Source organism: Sphingomonas benefaciens, assembly GCF_052907485.1.
Genome location: NZ_JBREIC010000003.1, coordinates 1 through 16,911, shown reverse-complemented (window position 1 = coordinate 16,911; position 16,911 = coordinate 1). Strand labels below are relative to the sequence as shown.

The window sequence follows — 16,911 nt, the reverse complement described above, 5'->3', positions numbered from 1 at the left end:
GCAACATGCAACGCGTAAACGCCTGGCAGTAGGCCGCTATTCCGCGACGAGGGCAACTAACGTACCGGTGACCCGCTCACGTAACACGGGATCGCGAGTGATCTCGAGCAACGCGGTAAGACTGTGGCGCGCGGCCGCGACGTCATTGTCGACGAGCTCCAATCGGGCCCGCTCCCACCAGGGATGGGGATATTGTGGCGCGATTGAGGTCATCCGACGATAGAGCGCCAGTGCCCGCCGGCCTTTGCCAGCCTTCTCAGCGCGGGTTGCCTGGTTGAGCAATAGCCGAACGAGAATCGCCCGGTTCTCCATGGCTGCGACATGCCGCACCGCGGCCGAAACGCCGCTGTTCGCCGCGGCCAGGAGCGCGTTGATCTCGTCGCCATCGACGCGCGTGCCGCCGCGAAACGGATCGATGATCACCGGCTTGGCCTCCTGTCCGACCAGGACGAGGACATGGCCGGGCAGGTTCAAGATCTCGGCGGCCCAGCCGATGCGTCGAGCGGCGGCGACGTAGAGGATCGACAGGCTGATCGGCAGACCGCGCAGACGATCGATGACGCGGATCAGGTCCGCATTGTCGGGATCGTCATAGGTCGCCGCGTCACCCGAGAAGCCGAATTCGCCGGCAAGCACCTGCGCGAGGCAAGCGGCACGCTCCGCCGCATCGGCAGCATCGACGCCGACCTCGTCCAAGCGCGACGCGATATCTGACAGCACGTCTTCATAAGCACCAATGTCGATCGCATCATGATCGAGCAGCGCCAGCGCGAGCGCGGCCTCGTCCAGGACGATGTCGGCATCGTCTACCAAACCCAAGTCTTCGAGATTATCCATAGACCCTAAGATGGTGTCCGTCTCGGGCTGTGCAAAGATGGCTCCAAGCTGTGCGGGGGCAGCGGACTTCTTTCGATCCCGCACCGGTCGGATCACCTCGCAGAGCGGTGGCGACGACCCCAGCGATGTCGAGGCCAACACGGCTAGGCCAGCGCTGCACAGCTATCAGGGAACCGCGGTGCGGATCGCCAGCGCCTGAAGCTTGCCAACGGATTATGTCGACCTGCCGCCGGTAACGGCCGGCGGCAGGTGGACGCACGTTCCGGTTTCCGCAGCTTGGTTCTCGTTGTCCACATAGGCCGACCGTTCAGCACGGCATGGCGCACTCTCCTCCCCCGGTTCTGAATGCATCGGCCGACCTTACTGGCCGTCGTCGACCGCCGACACTGATCGCGCGCTGACCGAGTCAATCCTTCAGCGCCGCCCATCCATCACGCTACACCTGGCGCATGCCGCCATCGACGCAGAGTTCGGCACCGGTGATGAAGCTGGCGTCATCGCTGAGGAGGAACACGGCCGCAGAGGCAACCTCATCGGCGCGAGCCATGCGACCGAGCGGAATGGGCGCAATGAGCAGCTGCCGCATTTCCTCGGACACCGCCGCCATCATGTCCGTATCGGTTGGGCCTGGCGCGACGACATTGACGCGAATGCGACGCGGCGCGAGTTCGGCCGCCCAGCTGCGCGCATAGGAGCGCAACGCCGCCTTGGTCGCGCCATAGGTACTGAACGGCGTCACGCCCATGACGTCGGCGATCGAACCGACCAGCACCACCGCGGCGCCGTCGCGCAGCACGGGTAGCGCCGCCTGGATGCCGAACAGCGCGCCGCGCACGTTGACGGCGAAGTGCCGATCGAAATGCTCGCCCGTCTCCTCGCCGATCGTGGCCGGCTCCGACAGTCCGGCGTTGAGCACCAGGGCATCGATATGCCCGTGCAGACGTTGGACCTCGCCAATGACCTGTTGCAGATCGACCTGACGCGCCGCGTCGGCTGTGATGCCATGCGCCGAAGCGCCGATGCTCTCCGCCGCAGCGGCGACTTCGTCGGCCCGACGCCCCGTCAGGACAACCTTGGCCCCAGCCTGTGCAAGGCGGCGGGCGGTGGCGAGCCCGATTCCTTTCGCTCCGCCGACCACCACCGCGACCTTGCCTGCCATATTCGTCATCGTGCGCCCTTCCAATTGATAGGGCGAACCAGATATACGGTGCATATCTGCTATCAAGAATGCACTCGGAGTAGCCTAGATATGGCGAGCGATACCGACCTGCAGGCTCTGTCCTGCAAGGCGATGCTGGACGTGCCCCGCATTCGCCCCGTGCTGGACAAGATCGCGGACAAGTGGACGATCATGATCCTGACCGTGCTGTGCCCTGAGCCGGCACGGTTCAACGCCATCAAGCGACGCCTCGACGGCATCACCCACAAGTCCCTTGCCGACGCGCTGAAGCGCCTGGAACGTCATGGACTGATCACGCGCACGGTCATACCGACCACGCCGATCGGCGTCGTCTATACGATCACGCCGCTAGGCCATTCGCTCCGCGAGCCCTTCGATGCGCTCTGTTCGTGGGCTTTGGCCCAGGAACAGGCGATGGCGGATGCGGTGGTCGCCTATGACAAGTCGAGAAACGCGACGCCGGACTGACCCAATTTCGCAAATTGGTTTCAATCTACGGACGCACGGCAACCCATTATTCGCCGGCGGATAGACCAGGCTCACAGGTAGGGTAAAGCCAGCGACGCGATACCTGGCTAACGCGACTTAGGCCGCCTTGGCCGCGGGTGCCTTCTTGCGCTTGCGGGTGGCTTTCGAAGCGCTGCGACCGGCTGCCTTGGCCTTGCCGCCCCGGATCAGAGGCACTGCGATTGCGGCAGCGGAGGCCAGGATCGTGCCGCCGATCGCCAGCCACGCACCTGCGCCTAGGCCGCCGTGCCGATGCCGCCCCTCCCCATCCGACGTCTGCGGCGGATGCTCGTCGTGATGCAGCGGGCCAGCGTGCTTCATGACGGAACTCGGAATGTAAGACATGGGCAATCCTTCCAAAGGCTTCCAACCCCGGGGCCCCAGCCGATGTTCCGCGAACAACAGCGACGATCGAGCGCGTCAATCCGGCGGAGCGTGCGTTTCGTCCGGCGCCCGCGGCACGCGCCGTCTAGCGCTTTTCCAGATCCCGCTCGAACGCGAGCGCCGCACCATCCCGCCCGCCGGTCAGCACCGCCTGCCGCTCGCCATCCTCGGCGAAAAAGACGGCGAAGTCCGGTTTTTCGACATCGCCCTCAACGGTGCGATCCTGGGGAGACTCGACATGCCCGACGTAGCGCAGGCTGACGTCATAATGACCCGACCAGAAGAACGGAACGTCGGCATAAGCGCCGTCGACCAGCCCCAGCAAATGCCGTGCGAGCCATTGACCCATATGCTGGGCGACGACCCAATGTTCGACCCGAATCGGATGCCCAAGGCGCGGATCGGGGGCGCTGGCGATGTCGCCGATGGCATGGATGACCGGATCGGACGTGCGCAGCAGCGCATCGACCTGAACGCCGCCGCCGGCCTTCTCGTCGGCCAGCGTCAGGCCCGCCGCCTCCGCCAGCTCCGTACGCGGGCGGACACCGGTGCCGGCGACGAGCAGGTCGGCGTCGATCCGCGTCCCATCGTCTAGGGTCGCCGCCTGCCCATCCCACGCCGTCACCGTGCGGCCGGTTTTGAAGATGACGCCCTTGCTCTGATGCAGCCGCCGGATCATCGCGCCGACCTCCGGCCCGGCCGTCTTCTCCAGCGGCACGTCGGCGTCGGACACCACCGTCACCGCCAGCTTGCGCCCGACCAGCGACGCCGCGACCTCCAGCCCAATATAGCTCGACCCGATGACGATTGCCCGATGCCCTTCCCGCGCCGCCGCGACCAGCGCATCGGCATCGGCGAGCGTGCGCACGACATGGACGTCGTCGCGGTTCGCACCATCGAACGACGGCAGGATCGGCTCGGCACCAGTCGCGAGCACCAGCCGGTCGTAGGGGACCGATTCGCCCGCACCGAGTTGCACGGATCGTACCTCGGGATCGATCCCCAACACCCGCGTTGCTAGGCGGATCGTTGCGCCCTTCGGCTCGGGCAGTATGAGCGCATCACGCTCGGCCTTGCCCGCGAGATATTGCTTCGAGCAGGCGGTGCGGTCGTAGGGCGCGTCCGGTTCGTCCGACAGCAAAGTCACCGTGCTGCCTGCACCATGCCGCGCCAGCATTTCCGCGCAGGCATGGCCCGCCGCGCCGCCGCCGACGATGACGATCCGTTCCAATAGGCCGGCGGCAGAGACCGGCGCGACGGCGGGCAGCGTGTCGCCGACCCGGATCGTGTCGCCGTCCTCGACCACCGCGAACCGGTCGAGCGGTTCGAACGCCGGAGCGCCGACCGCCTCGCCGGTCTCAACGTCGAACCGGGCATGGTGCCAGGGGCAGCGCAACGTACCGTCGGCGACGAGTCCTTTGTCGAGCGGCGCCCCGGCATGGGTACAAACGCCCGCCAGGGCGCAGATCTTGCCGCCGCTGCGGAACAGCACGACATCCTGCTCGCCAATCTTACCGGCGACGATAGCGCCGTCGTCGAGTTCGGACGAGGCGATGCCGTCCGCCAAATTGCGTTCCGTCATGGCCTCGCCCGTCCCTTCGCTGGTGATCAGTCGGCGCGCTGCAGCGCCGTGGCCGCGAGATGCTCGCCGATGAACCAGACTTGCGGCTCGTTGGAGCGGATGATGTCGCTGACCAGCAGGTCGTTGGTGCCATCATCACCCGATTCATCGGCCGCCTTGGCACCTTCGTGCGCCTGTTCCAGCACGATGCGGTGCGCCTCCAGCAGCCGCGCTAGCATCGTCGGCACGTCTTCGCGTCCCTTGGGCGGGCGTGGGATGCGCGTCATCTCGGCGACGTCGTGCGGCGTCGCGATGCTGATCCCGCCAAGCGCCTGGATCCGCTCCGCCACCATATCGACCAACTCGACCTGCTTCTCGTAATGCGTGTCGAGCAGCAGGTGCAGCTGGTAGAAAGTCGCGCCGGACATCTGCCAGTGATGCTTCTTGTACAGGTCGCGTAACATCATCGTGTCCGCGAGCACTTGATTGAGGATCGACACGCTCTGCTTGCGGGCGTTGTCGGACAGGCCGAGCGGCAGCTCCTTGAGCGTGCCGAACGGCTGAATCTCGCGATAGTCGATCTTGTATTGCGGCTGGGCTTCGTCCGTGGCGGCCACCATGATGCTCCGGTTATTGATGTAGGTGAAGGCCGAAGCGTTTGCCGGGCATCGCGGTTCCCTCACCACACCACCGCGACGGCCGCGCACAATTGATTTGGTGTCCGACAGAACCAACCTGGATCAAGAACATTATAAGCCGCTCAACCACTTGGGCGGCAGGGCATGGCGCAGGACGGGCAACGGCGAACGGGATCACGACCCTCGGCATGCTGACCGAATTGCTCGATCGCTGGCGACCGCACGACGCGGGTGTGCTCGATGCCCGGGTCGACGGCTATCTGCCGCTCGCCCGCTACGGTGCGCTCGGCGATGGCCGTTCGGTGGTGCTGTCGGGAAGCGACGGTTCGATCGATTGGTGGTGCGTTCCCAATATGGACTCTCCGCCGCTGTTCGATCGCCTGCTCGATGCCGATCAGGGTGGCCGCTTCAGCCTGATCCCCGATTGCGACTTCACCGTCGAGCGCCGCTATCGGCAAGACAGCAACGTGCTGGAAACGGTGTTCACCACCGCCGGCGGCCGCGCGAGACTGACCGAATCGCTCAACAGCGGCACCGCCGGGCGGCTACCTTGGGCTGAATTGGCTCGCCGCGTCGAAGGGTTGGACGGCACGGTCCGCTTCCTGCTGACGATGCGGCCCGGCCGCCGCGGCGACACGGTCAATCCCTACCATTCGACCATCGGCAAGCATACGGTCTTCCACGTCGAACGCGTGCTCGGCCTGTTCGTGCACGATCCGCGCATCACCTGCCGCTGGTCGGACGAGGGCATCACGGGCGAGGTCGCCGTCGCGGCGGGCGACCGACGCACCGTCGCGATCGTCGCGGGTCGCGACGAGCCGCTGGTGGCGCCACCGATCGAGGAGATCGACGCGCGCATCGACGTTTCCGACGCGGAATGGCGCGACTGGGCGGCCGGCGTCACCTATCAGGGAGCGGATCGCGCGGCCTTCCTGCGCAGCGCCCTCGCCCTCAAGCTGCTGCTCTATTCGCCGTCTGGGGCGATCGCCGCGGCCGCGACCACGTCGGTACCCGAAGGGATCGGCGGCAAAAAGAATTACGACTACCGCTACGCCTGGGTCCGTGACGCCGGCTATACGATCAAGGCCTTTCTGACCGCCGGTGCGCAGGCAGAGGCCAAGGCGGCCTTCACCTGGCTGCTTGGTCAGCTTCGCGAGACGGGCACGAGCGTCTGCTACACGCTCGGCGGCGGCGTCGTGCCTCAGGTGTCCGAATGGGCGATGCCGGGCTATCGCGGCAGCCAACCGGTCGTCACCGGCAATCTCGCCACCGACCAGGCGCAGCATGGCGTCTATGGCGACATCTTCGAAACCGCCTCCTGTTTCGTCGCCAGCGGCAACATCCTCGACAGCGCCAGCGCCGAATTTCTCTCGCATCTCGCCGATCAATGTGCCGATCGCTGGCGCCTGCCTGACGCGGGCATGTGGGAGTTGCAGGAGCAGCGCCATTACACGATGTCGAAGATCAGCTGCTGGCAGGCGCTCGCCCGCGCCGTCGAGCTCGCCGATCAGGGCCAGCTGCCGACCACCTGCCGCGAACGCTGGCAGCGCGAACGCGACCGGATCAAGGCGTGGATCGAGGCGGAATGCTGGTCGGAGGATCGGCAGGCGTTTGTCATGTACCCGGGCGGCGATGCCATCGATGCCTCGCTCGCCCTTGCCGTGCGCTTCGGTTTCGACGGTGCTGAGCGGCTGCGCCTGACGCTGGACGCGATCGACCGGGAACTCGGCGCCGGACCGTTCCACTACCGCTATACCGGAATGGCGGCCGAGGAGGGTTGTTTCCTGGCCTGTTCCTTCTGGATGGTCGAGGCGCGCGCGTTGTTGGGCCAGCGCGCGGAGGCGCGAACCGCGCTCGACCGGCTGACCGCAGCGCTGTCGCACGGCCACGGCATCCTCGCCGAAATGGTCGACCCCGACAGCGGTGCCTTCCTCGGCAATCTGCCGCAGGGCCTCAGCCATCTGGCCCATCTGATGGCGCTCTCCGTGCTCAACGAGGACGCCGTCTGCGACTGATCGACCGCCTTCTGGTTGATGCCTTCCCCCCAAAAGGAGACGATGATGACCGACCGCATGACGATGCAGGATCCGCGCGCGCAATATCCGCGCCCGCCCTTCCCCCGCCAGCCGCAGCCGGTGCCCGGTTCGGCGGCGAAGATGGACCCGACGCCAGATCATGGCGAAACCAGCTACACGGGCTCCGGCAAGCTGACCGGTCGCAAGGCGCTGATCACCGGCGGCGACAGCGGCATCGGCCGTGCCGCTGCGATTGCCTTCGCGCGTGAGGGCGCGGACGTCGCCATTTCCTATCTACCCGCGGAGCGCGATGATGCGGCGGAAGTGATCCGACTGATCGAGGCGGAGGGTCGCATCGCAGTCGACCTGCCTGGCGACATCACCGACGAGCATTGGTGTCGCGACATGGTCGAACAGGCGATGGCCAAGCTCAGTGGCCTCGACATTCTCGTCATCAACGCCGGCCGTCAGCAGAACCGCGAGGACATCAGCAAGGTCACGTCGGAGGATTTCGACAAGACGCTGAAGACCAACCTCTACGCCTTGCATTGGATCGCCCAAGCGGCGGTGCCGCATCTGCCCGCCGGTGCGTCGGTGATCACCACCGCCTCGATTCAGGCCTATGAACCGTCGGCGATCCTGCTCGACTACGCGACCACCAAGGCGGGCATCGTCGCCTATACCAAGGCACTCGCCAAGCAGCTGCTCGAGAAAGGCATCCGCGCCAACGTGGTCGCGCCGGGGCCGTTCTGGACGCCGTTGCAATCGTCGGGTGGCCAGCCGCCGGAGGCGGTGATGCAGTTCGGATCGGAGAGCCAATACGGCCGCCCCGGTCAGCCTGTCGAGATCGCACCGGTCTATGTCTTGCTCGCTAGCCAGGAAGCGAGTTTCATCAGCGGCGAGGTCTATGGTGTCACCGGCGGTGCCGGCGTCGCCTGACGGATATCGTCCCGGCGCCATAGGGCGCCGGGACATTTCGGCTTTTGATCAGCCGGCGATCGTGAACACCGAGCCGGAGTCGACGCGGATACCGGCGCCGTTGATGAAACTGGCGCGTTCGGAGACGAGGAAGGCAACCGCCGCCGCCACCTCTTCCGGCTTGCCGCGCCGCTTCAATACCATGCCGGGCCGTTCTTCCTCCAGGAAGCTGGCGATCGCTTCGTCGAAGGAGGTACCCTTCTCCTCCGCGCGCTTTCGCATCATCGCATCCGTCATCGGCGTCGCGATGAATGCCGGCGACACGGTGTTGACCAGGACGTTGTCGCATCCATAGGCCTTGGACAGTCCCTTCGCGAGACTGAGGATCCCGGCCTTGGACGCGCAATAGGCAAGCTCGTCGACATAGGGCTGCACCGCATCCTCGGACGCGAACAGCACGATCCGGCCCCAACCTTTCTCGCGCATCGCCGGGATCGCCTCCCGACACATGCGCACCGCGCCCATCAGATTGATGTTGAGCGTCTCGAGCCAGCCGGCGTCCTCGACGTCGAGGAAGTCGCCGGTCGCGCCGGTGACGCCGGCGGCATTGACGTAGATATCGGGTTCGCCCAGCTTCTCGCGAACCTGACGCCAGATCTCTGCTACCTCGTCGAGCTTGGTGACGTCGCCGGTCACCGCCACGATCTCGCCGAGCGGCGACAGTTCGTCAACCGCCTCGTCCAAGGTGCCGTCCGGCTTGTCGGTGATCGCGACGCGCACGCCCGCCTCCAGCAACAGCCGCGCAGTTTCCTTGCCCATGCCCGAGTCCGCCCCGCTGATCAAAGCGATGCGGCCCTTGATACCCAAATCCATGTCTCTCTCCTTCAGCCTCGCGTTGCGAGGAAACGGTCGGCGGTGCGCAGCGACAGCGCCATGATCGTCAACGCCGGATTGGCGGCGAGCGCGCTCGGGAACACCGAATTGTCGCAGACAAAGAGATTATCGATATCGAAGCTGCGTCCATCGGCGTCGACCACGGCGCGGTCGGCGTCATCACCCATCCGGCACGTACCGATCGTGTGTGCCGAGCGGTCGACCGCGAAGATGTCGCGCGCGCCCGCCGCCTCCCAGATCGCGGTCATCGTCTTTCGCGCATGCGCGTCGATCGCGCGCTCGTTAAGCCCGTAGCTGAAGTCGACCCGCGCCTTGCGCAACCCGTAGGCGTCGGTCTCGTCCGCCAGCGTCAGCCGGTTGTCGTCGGACGGCAAGCATTCGCCGTTGATGCCGATCCCGCCCAATTGGTTGTAACCGTCAAGAAGCTCGACCAGCGCCTGCCCCCAAAGCCCGGCGCCGCGCGCCAGATTGGCGGCGAGCGTCACCGGCATCACGCCCAGGCTCTGAATCAGATAGCCGCCGGCGTGATCGGCGTCGTCGGCCCGCATCATGTCCTCGGTGATCAGCGACGAGGGATAGCCGCGGTTCATACGCATGTCGGCGTCGAACCGGCCCCATACCTGCGTCGCGACATGCGCCATGAAGTTGCGGCCGACCTGACCGCTCGAATTGGCGAGATCGAGGTTGAGCAGCAGCCGCGGCGTCTCGACTCCGCCCGCGCACAGGAACAGCGCGCGGCAGGCCAATCGTCGACGCTCGCCGCGGCGGACATAGACGACGCCGGTTACCCGGCCGCTGCCGTCGCGTTCGATGTCGACGACGCGGCACTCCGCGCGCACCTCGGCGCCATGGGCTACGGCAAGGGGCAGCCAGCTCGTGTCGGTCGTCGCCTTGGCCGCCGTGCGGCAGCCCTGGTGGCAGGTGCCGCAGTTGATGCAGGCCTTGCGCTCACCCCAGTGTGGCTGCACGCGGTCGCGCGAGATCAGAGCGGCGGGAGCGTCGGTCGTGGCGATGCCGAGCGCCGCGCAGCCGCGTGCCATCGCGTCGGCGGGGGCGTTGCGCGCGACCGGAGGCAATTCGTAGCGCCGCCCCTCGTCCCACGGATAGCGCGCCGGGCCGGACACGCCGATGAAGCGCTCGACCGCGCCGACATAGCCGATCAGTTCGTCATGCGCGATCGGCCAGTCCTCACCCTGCCCGCTCTCGCTGCGCAGTCGCAGGTCGCGCGCGTCGGGCCGCGGGCAGAAAGCGCCCCAGTGCAATGTCGAGCCGCCGACGCCCATCCCCGAATTGTTGGCGCCGAAGGCGGTGGCGTCGGCACCGCCGCTCAGCCGCTCCTCCATCCAATAGATGTCTGCGGCGAGCTCGTCGGCGACATGATCGTCGGGCCGGAAGGCGCGCCCCGCCTCCAGCACGACGACCGAGACGCCCGCCTCCGCCAGCCGCGCGGCGAGCGGCGCGCCGCCCGCGCCGCTGCCGACGATAACGACGTCGGTCACGTCCGCCGCGGCGCTCATGCTCGCGACTCCAGCCGCTGCCAATCCTCGATCGTGTCGGCCGCGGTCAACCGATACCCCTGCTTGTGCGGTTCGTCGCCGCCGACCGCGAAACCATCATAGCCGATCCGAGCCATGGTCGCGGGCAGCGCCATCCATTGCCGCGCGATCTCCGCGCGCGCCTCGGCGAACCACAGTCGCATCTGGCGCGGATCGAGGTCATCGCCCTTCGTGTCGCCAGTTCCGTCGGCGATCGACCGCAGGCATCGCTCGCGATCCGCCGGGGCGGCGTCGGCGAAGCCGCGGGCGAGACGGTCGAGCGTGTCGAGGCCCGACGTCCAGACCTCGACGTCGGCAGGCAGTTCGGCGCTGCGCCAGCCGTCGCCGATCCCGCTCGTCAGCATCGCATCGATCCGTGCGGCGAGGTCGACCGGATCGGCGGCGCCCGGCAGCACCGTCTCAACCAGGGCGGCGAGCACCGCCCGCTGCTGCGGCGACAGCACTTTGCCAGGCGCGGGGGCGGCGTGTCGCTCGGTCATCACCGCGCGTGTCCGGCGGCTGACCCGATCGGACGCGAGCAGCGCGACGAACGGCGCGGGCAAAGCTCGGGCAAAGGCCGGCGTGACGTGGTCCCGGATCAGGGCCGCGACCGCAGCGGGCTGTTCATAGGGCAACAGATGCGCGGCACCGGCCACCACCTCGACGCGCGCGTCCCGATAGTGCGGCAGGTTGAGCCGCCGCTGCGCATCCTCGCCCAGATCACCGTCCTCGCCGCCGGCGACGATCAGCGCCGGTACCGCGAGCGTCCCCGCCACCGCCTGCCAATCCTCGCGGCTGTCGCGCTCCAACCAGCCGGTCCAAGCCAGGCGGCCGGAGCGCTCCACGTCGGCAATCGCCTGATCGCGCAGCGGTTCGGGCAGGCGCCGCGCGGTATTGGCATCGACGAACGTCGCCGCCTCGTCCGCATCGATCTTGCCGTCGGCGAACCAGCCGATCATCTCGGCGCGACGCTCCTCGGCCATCGGCTCGGGTGCGGGCGGCGAGGCGGCGAGCAACACCACCGCGGCCAGGCCGGCGAAGGCCGGATCGCCGTCGCGCGCGCGGGCGGCGGCGAGCGTGGCGATCTTGCCACCCATGCTATGACCGATCACTGCCCAGCTCTGCGGTTGCCGTGCCGACACCTGCGTCGCGAACCAATCGACCAGTCCTGCGACATCGAGGTCGGCGTCCGGGCTGTCGCCGAAGCCGGGGAGGTCGAGCGCGACGCAGTCCCCGACGTCGCCCAGTCCGGCGATCACCTGATCCCATTCGCGCGCACTCGCGCCCAGCGCGTGGAGGAAGAACAGTCTCGTCACCCGCGGCGCCTTCACATGTTTTATTGATCCATGATGAAGTGCACGTGGCGGGCGCTGGTTCCCAACGCTGCGAAATTGAGTGACTTAGATCGTCTTCAGATGGCAATGAAGGTCAGGCTGACGGGGCGACGGCCGTATAGGGCCCGTCGGCCTGGCGCACGATCAGTGTGTAGGGCGCGCGTCGAGACGCAGCATTGCCTCGGCGGCATCGAGGCCGAAACGATAGGTAAGATAGAACTGCGCGACATAGACATCGGGCACCGGCAAGCGATGCGCCGCCATCGCCTCGGCGAAGCCGTTCATGCGTATATGGCTATGGCTCGCCCGGATTTGCTGCGCCCCCGAAAGCACCTGCGCCGAGCGGTTCGGCACATAACGCATCGCCTCAGCGGCCTTTACGACGCGCTCGCGCCTGTCGGGCGCACGCTCCCCGAACTGCTCGTTACCCGGAACACGGTCATCTTCGACCAGCCGGCCGCCTCGGCGATATCGCCGATCGTGGCCCTAACCCTGGTTCTTGGCACTGTAAGCCTTCCGGGGCGACCGGTTCCGGTCATTGCCGCCCGCGTCAGGTTGGCACGCCGGTGACGTGCTGCGCGGCGGTGTAGAACGCGTCAAACGGCCGTCCGGAGGCGCGCCGGTGCTAGATCGGCTCCGCCCGTATGATGCCGGTGCGATGGAGCCGATCGATCGCCGATTGCAGATCGCACGCGATCCCCGTGCTCCCCTCGCCCACGTCGTCCAGGATAGCGAGCGCCAGGCCGGTCAGTGCAAGTGGTACACGCAGTTCTGCACGAATGGTCGATCGTGCCGGAGCGCTGGGCGCCGCAGCGATCACGCCTCTGATCTGCACCGCCATCTGCATCTCTCCCGACAGGTCGAGCATCTTGGCTGCCGTCTCGATTAGATCGAGCGCCGAGGTGACGATACGCGCGCGTTCAATCGCTTCCATGGCAATCCCTATGCGGAGCCGGCGACGCACTGGACGGTGCGTCGTCGCTCGGAACCGGGTGTTGGAAACCTAGATAGCGCTAGGCGCGAACGCCTTTAGCCGGATGGCCTGGACATGCGCGTCCGCCACCCGGTCGATCGATCCGGCTCGCTATCTCCGAGGTTTCCATGCCCCGCTACGTTGACCGTAGGCGACGGCCTTTAGTCAGGAATGGATAGAATTGCAAAGCTTTTACGGAATGCGGTTAGTGGAGGAGCGTCATCGCCCGTTCGATCATCTCCACCTTGCTGCGGCACAATCTCTTCTTTCTGACAGAAAAGCGCAGACCCATTGCATTGCCCGGCAACTCCGGCATGGCTGCGTTGATGACCGATCTCGCCATTCTTTATGAACATCCGCAATGGTTTACCCCGCTGTTCGCGGCGCTCGATCGACGCGGTGTCGCCTATCAGGCGCTGACGACCAACTTCGCTTTCGATCCGGCGGATGTTACATGCCCAGCACCGCTCGTGCTCAGCCGGCTGGCGATGTCGGCCTTTCTGCGCGATGCCGAACACCCGATCTTCTGGGCGCAGTCATTGTTCGCCCAATGGGAACGCGCCGGCGCGCGCGTCCTCAATGGCACCGCCGCTCTTGCGGTGGATACCTCCAAGGCGCGTCAGTTGGCGCTGATCGCCTCCCTCGGTCTCGCCATCCCTGTCACCCGTGTCGTCCATCGCGCCGGCGACGTACCAGCCGCCGCAGCAACAGTGGGCTTCCCGCTGGTGGTAAAGGCCAATATCGGCGGTGCCGGGGCCGGCATCGCCCGCTTCGACAGCGCCGACGAACTGAAGGCCGCGGTCGCCGATGGCCTGCTACCGACCAGCATCGACGGCGTCCTGCTGGTCCAGGATTATGTCCCCGCCCGCAACGGCACGATCACCCGGATCGAAACCCTCGACCGCCGCTATCTGTACGCCATCGACGTCGCTGGCGGCGGCGCGTTTGATCTCTGCCCGGCCGACGCCTGTCAGGTGCCCGGCAGCACGATCACCATGACCGCGGTGGAACCCGCGGCCGAGCTGCGTGCCGCCGCCGAGGCGATCGCGCAGGCCGCCACACTCGATCTCGGCGGGGTAGAGGTGATGATCGATGATCGCGATGGCGTTCCACGCTTCTATGACGTCAACGCCCTGTCGAATTTCGTCGCCAAGCCGCTCGACGTCTTGGGCTGGGACCCGCACGACCGGCTGGTCGATCGGATCGTCGGTTGGATCGGGGAGACACGCTGATGCGATACGGATTCTGGATGCCGGTGTTCGGCGGCTGGCTGCGCAACGTCCCCGACGAGGGAATGGAGGCGAGCTGGGCCTATGCCAAAGCGCTGACGCAGAATGCGGAGCGTTGGGGCTATGACCTGACGCTGATCGCCGAACTGAACCTCAACGACATCAAGGGTGTCGAACAGCCCGCGCTCGACGCCTGGTCGACGGCGGCGGCGCTCGCGGCCGTGACCGAGCGGCTCGAACTGATGGTCGCGGTGCGACCCAATTTCCATCACCCCGCGCTGTTCGCCAAGGCCGCGGCCAACATCGATCGCATCTCCGACGGTCGCCTGGCGCTCAACGTCGTGTCCAGCTGGTGGGCGGACGAGGCGCGACAATATGGCCTGCAATTTGACCAGCACGACGACCGCTATGCCCGCACGGCGGAATGGTTACAGGTTGTCGACGGGCTGTGGACGCAAGAGCGCTTCAGCTTCGACGGCCGGTTCTACACCACCGACGCCGCGATCTGCGCGCCCAAGCCGGTCAAGCGGCCGACCATCTATGCCGGCGGCGAAAGCGAAGCGGCCAAGACGATGATCGCGGAACGCTGCGACGCCTATGTGATGCACGGCGATCCAGTGGCGGCGATCGCGCCCAAGATCGCCGACATGGCCGCCCGCCGGGCCGCGATGGGCCGCCCCCGCATGCACTATGGCATGGCGGCCTATGCGATCGTCCGCGACAGCGAGGCGGAGGCGCGACGCGAGCTCGAACGGATTACCAGCGTCACCGAACTGCCGCCAGGCTACGCCAATTTCGATCAATGGCTGTCGGGCACGCAATTGGAGCGGGAGCTGAAGCTGCAGGAATATTCGGTGTCCAACCGTGGTCTGCGGCCCAATCTGGTTGGGACGCCCGAACAGCTGAAGGAACGGATCGCGGAATATGAAGAGGCCGGCCTCGACCTGCTGCTGCTGCAGATGAGCCCGCAGGCTGAGGAGATGGAGCGGTTTGCCACACAGGTGATGGGGACGGTAGCGGTATCCGAGCCGGCTTGAGCCGCTTGCGGGCCGCCAAAGGGGCGGATGACGGTGACGCGCCTTGGCGCGGCTTATCCTGGCTGATGATCGGCCGACCCGCCCTCGTCACCTGGGCGCAACCGGGCCTTCCATAGGCGAAAGCCGAGCACGGCGATCGCCAGGAGACCGAGCGCCACCCAGGTCAGATTGCCGAGTAGATCCGCGATCGCTTGCACCTTGTCGCTGAACAGGCGTCCCAGCGAGACGTAGAGCATCACCCAGATCAATTCGCCGGCGACGTCCAGCACTAGGAATTTCGGCCAGGGATAGGCGGTCATGCCGCTGGTGATGTTGATCCACGGGCCGAGCGGCCCGACCAGCCAGCGGCTGAAAAAGATACCCGGGCCGCCCCATTTGCGCGAGAACGCCTCCGCCTTTGCGATGCGCTCCGCGCCGGCAACCTTGCCAGCGAGCGGGCGGCCGCCCCAATAACCGATGGCATAGCCGATCTGGTCTCCCGCTACGGCGCCCAGCGTTCCCACCATCACGACCGGCACGAATGCCAGATCGCCCTGCGCGACGAACGAACCGACTGCGACGAGCAACAGCGAATCAGGGAATGGTGCGCCCGCCGACGTGATCAACAGGATCATGAACAGCGCCGGCAACCCGTAGCTGGTCAGCAGCGCCAGCAGCTCGCCGTTCACCGGGCGGCGCTCGGAGTAGCGGCGCGCGACGGCGGCCCGGGCGGCGGATATGGCGGCCGCGCATGGACGATCGCCCGGTTCAGGATCGCGCGTATCTCGCCGATGCTCTGCCCCCGACTGGCCGCGATCGCCGCGAGGTTGCGGCGCTCGGGCGGGCCCGGCGGCATGCCCAGCGCCAGAAACAGCACATGGGGTGGAACATGGTAGGAATGCGCGACATAGCCGATCGTCATCCATCCCTCGATCGGCTCATCCTGATGGGCATTCCAATAGATGGCGTCGCGCACGAGGCGCACGGCATGAACGGCCGTAAAGCCGATCGCCGCCACCAGTGCGACGATCAGCGCGATCCGCCCGACGTGCTGATTGCCCCTGGCCATCAGAATATGGCGATGAGGGTCACGCCCGCGATCATCAACACCGCGCCGACGAGACGGTAGGGGTTCATCGCATGCTGCTCCATACGCAGCAGACCGTAATGGTCGATGGCCAGACTTGCGATGATGTTGGCCGTAATCGTGACGCCATTGACCGGCCCCGCGCCGAGCTTCTGGATCAGCATGAAGCCGGCGAACACCGCGACGGCGCCAACCACACCGCCAAGCGGCGCCCACCAGGGCATCTGCGCAAAATCGCCGACCGAAGGCAGCGGCTTAGGCATGCAGGCAAAGAGGGCGACGGTCGTGAACATCACCAGCATGAAGGATATCGAAGTCGCCAACCATGGATTGTGCAGCGACTTGTTGAGCTGACCGCCCATCGCGGCACCAACCGCCTGCAGCATGCCGGCGGCGAAGATGAAGGGGTAGGCCCAAGCGGCATTCATCACGATGCTCCCGTGCGGTCATGGCGGCGCTGGGGCAAAACCATTGTGAAGCCAATGCACCCTCGCCCTCGCCCAACTCGCGACGGGCCGATGTGTTCGCCCGTGGACGGGTCCGAAGTGGAATTATTTGGATTGCACCGTTGGGGCGTGTTCCGTCCTTCCGGTAGCGCGGCCATTGCGGAGGGTGGGTGCGGCGGGAGGTTTGGGGGACGCGAAAAGCCCCCGTCAGCGTGAGCTGCGGGGGTGTTTGGTTGCGGGGACAGGATTTGAACCTGTGACCTTCAGGTTATGAGCCTGACGAGCTACCGGGCTGCTCCACCCCGCGACACTTGGAGATCCATGGCAATTTTAGTGTTGCTGGATATCCGGGGACGG

General features: G+C 66.4%; 18 protein-coding genes and 1 tRNA gene. 5 read left to right on the top strand and 14 right to left on the bottom strand.

Annotated elements, in window-relative coordinates:
• Positions 1 to 36: 36 nt before the first annotated feature.
• Both ACU5AX_RS11220 and ACU5AX_RS11215 read right to left on the bottom strand, forming a co-directional pair.
• Positions 37 to 933 carry a transglutaminase family protein gene (locus tag ACU5AX_RS11220; RefSeq protein ID WP_446690978.1) on the bottom strand — a complete coding sequence of 299 codons (897 nt, stop codon included), beginning with the start codon at positions 931 to 933 and terminating at the stop codon, positions 37 to 39.
• 340 nt (positions 934 to 1,273) lie between these two features.
• Complete coding sequence (locus tag ACU5AX_RS11215; protein ID WP_446690977.1) at positions 1,274 to 2,005, bottom strand: SDR family NAD(P)-dependent oxidoreductase; 732 nt, start codon at positions 2,003 to 2,005, stop codon at positions 1,274 to 1,276.
• Between the two features lie 81 nt (positions 2,006 to 2,086).
• Here ACU5AX_RS11215 and ACU5AX_RS11210 point away from each other — a divergent pair, with 81 nt between their 5' ends.
• On the top strand, positions 2,087 to 2,485 hold the full coding sequence (locus tag ACU5AX_RS11210) for a winged helix-turn-helix transcriptional regulator (protein ID WP_446690976.1): 399 nt from the start codon (positions 2,087 to 2,089) through the stop codon (positions 2,483 to 2,485).
• A gap of 117 nt (positions 2,486 to 2,602) precedes the next feature.
• Here the strand turns inward: ACU5AX_RS11210 and ACU5AX_RS11205 are convergent, their stop codons facing one another.
• From ACU5AX_RS11205 to ACU5AX_RS11195, 3 genes are all read right to left on the bottom strand, one after another.
• Positions 2,603 to 2,869, bottom strand: coding sequence for a hypothetical protein (locus ACU5AX_RS11205; RefSeq protein WP_446690975.1), 267 nt, complete (start codon positions 2,867 to 2,869; stop codon positions 2,603 to 2,605).
• A 124-nt stretch (positions 2,870 to 2,993) separates the two neighbouring features.
• Positions 2,994 to 4,490 carry an FAD-dependent oxidoreductase gene (locus tag ACU5AX_RS11200; protein WP_446690974.1) on the bottom strand — a complete coding sequence of 499 codons (1,497 nt, stop codon included), beginning with the start codon at positions 4,488 to 4,490 and terminating at the stop codon, positions 2,994 to 2,996.
• 26 nt (positions 4,491 to 4,516) lie between these two features.
• A complete protein-coding gene (locus tag ACU5AX_RS11195; RefSeq protein ID WP_446690973.1) occupies positions 4,517 to 5,089 on the bottom strand; it encodes a Dps family protein in 573 nt (190 codons plus the stop codon).
• Positions 5,090 to 5,295: 206 nt separating this feature from the next.
• Between ACU5AX_RS11195 and ACU5AX_RS11190 the strand changes: the two genes are divergently transcribed.
• Together ACU5AX_RS11190 and ACU5AX_RS11185 are read left to right on the top strand one after the other, a co-directional pair.
• On the top strand, positions 5,296 to 7,122 hold the full coding sequence (locus ACU5AX_RS11190; protein ID WP_446690972.1) for a glycoside hydrolase family 15 protein: 1,827 nt from the start codon (positions 5,296 to 5,298) through the stop codon (positions 7,120 to 7,122).
• Between the two features lie 45 nt (positions 7,123 to 7,167).
• Positions 7,168 to 8,061, top strand: a complete 894-nt coding sequence (locus ACU5AX_RS11185; RefSeq protein ID WP_446690971.1) for an SDR family oxidoreductase — start codon at positions 7,168 to 7,170, stop codon at positions 8,059 to 8,061.
• Between the two features lie 48 nt (positions 8,062 to 8,109).
• Here ACU5AX_RS11185 and ACU5AX_RS11180 read toward each other — a convergent pair whose 3' ends face one another.
• The 5 genes from ACU5AX_RS11180 to ACU5AX_RS11160 form a co-directional block, all read right to left on the bottom strand.
• On the bottom strand, positions 8,110 to 8,913 hold the full coding sequence (locus ACU5AX_RS11180; RefSeq protein ID WP_446690969.1) for an SDR family NAD(P)-dependent oxidoreductase: 804 nt from the start codon (positions 8,911 to 8,913) through the stop codon (positions 8,110 to 8,112).
• A gap of 11 nt (positions 8,914 to 8,924) precedes the next feature.
• Positions 8,925 to 10,451 carry a GMC family oxidoreductase gene (locus tag ACU5AX_RS11175; RefSeq protein WP_446690968.1) on the bottom strand — a complete coding sequence of 509 codons (1,527 nt, stop codon included), beginning with the start codon at positions 10,449 to 10,451 and terminating at the stop codon, positions 8,925 to 8,927.
• Positions 10,448 to 11,785 carry an alpha/beta hydrolase gene (locus tag ACU5AX_RS11170; protein ID WP_446690967.1) on the bottom strand — a complete coding sequence of 446 codons (1,338 nt, stop codon included), beginning with the start codon at positions 11,783 to 11,785 and terminating at the stop codon, positions 10,448 to 10,450. The genes ACU5AX_RS11175 and ACU5AX_RS11170 overlap by 4 nt, the downstream gene beginning before the upstream one ends.
• 162 nt (positions 11,786 to 11,947) lie before the next feature.
• A complete protein-coding gene (locus ACU5AX_RS11165; RefSeq protein WP_446690966.1) occupies positions 11,948 to 12,088 on the bottom strand; it encodes a hypothetical protein in 141 nt (46 codons plus the stop codon).
• 340 nt (positions 12,089 to 12,428) lie between these two features.
• Positions 12,429 to 12,737: a hypothetical protein gene (locus tag ACU5AX_RS11160; protein ID WP_446690965.1), complete on the bottom strand. Its 309-nt coding sequence runs from the start codon at positions 12,735 to 12,737 to the stop codon at positions 12,429 to 12,431.
• A 365-nt stretch (positions 12,738 to 13,102) separates the two neighbouring features.
• Here ACU5AX_RS11160 and ACU5AX_RS11155 point away from each other — a divergent pair, with 365 nt between their 5' ends.
• Both ACU5AX_RS11155 and ACU5AX_RS11150 read left to right on the top strand, forming a co-directional pair.
• A complete protein-coding gene (locus ACU5AX_RS11155) occupies positions 13,103 to 14,008 on the top strand; it encodes an ATP-grasp domain-containing protein (protein ID WP_446690964.1) in 906 nt (301 codons plus the stop codon).
• Positions 14,008 to 15,042 carry an LLM class flavin-dependent oxidoreductase gene (locus ACU5AX_RS11150; RefSeq protein WP_446690963.1) on the top strand — a complete coding sequence of 345 codons (1,035 nt, stop codon included), beginning with the start codon at positions 14,008 to 14,010 and terminating at the stop codon, positions 15,040 to 15,042. The genes ACU5AX_RS11155 and ACU5AX_RS11150 overlap by 1 nt, the downstream gene beginning before the upstream one ends.
• Before the next feature lie 53 nt (positions 15,043 to 15,095).
• Here the strand turns inward: ACU5AX_RS11150 and ACU5AX_RS11145 are convergent, their stop codons facing one another.
• The 4 genes from ACU5AX_RS11145 to ACU5AX_RS11130 form a co-directional block, all read right to left on the bottom strand.
• Positions 15,096 to 15,710, bottom strand: coding sequence for a DedA family protein (locus ACU5AX_RS11145; RefSeq protein ID WP_446690962.1), 615 nt, complete (start codon positions 15,708 to 15,710; stop codon positions 15,096 to 15,098).
• On the bottom strand, positions 15,707 to 16,090 hold the full coding sequence (locus ACU5AX_RS11140; RefSeq protein WP_446690961.1) for a hypothetical protein: 384 nt from the start codon (positions 16,088 to 16,090) through the stop codon (positions 15,707 to 15,709). Before ACU5AX_RS11140 ends, ACU5AX_RS11145 begins: the two co-directional genes overlap by 4 nt.
• Positions 16,090 to 16,536, bottom strand: coding sequence for a DMT family transporter (locus tag ACU5AX_RS11135; protein ID WP_446690960.1), 447 nt, complete (start codon positions 16,534 to 16,536; stop codon positions 16,090 to 16,092). The genes ACU5AX_RS11140 and ACU5AX_RS11135 overlap by 1 nt, the downstream gene beginning before the upstream one ends.
• Before the next feature lie 248 nt (positions 16,537 to 16,784).
• Positions 16,785 to 16,861: transfer RNA gene (locus tag ACU5AX_RS11130), tRNA-Met, on the bottom strand.
• Positions 16,862 to 16,911: the final 50 nt, after the last annotated feature.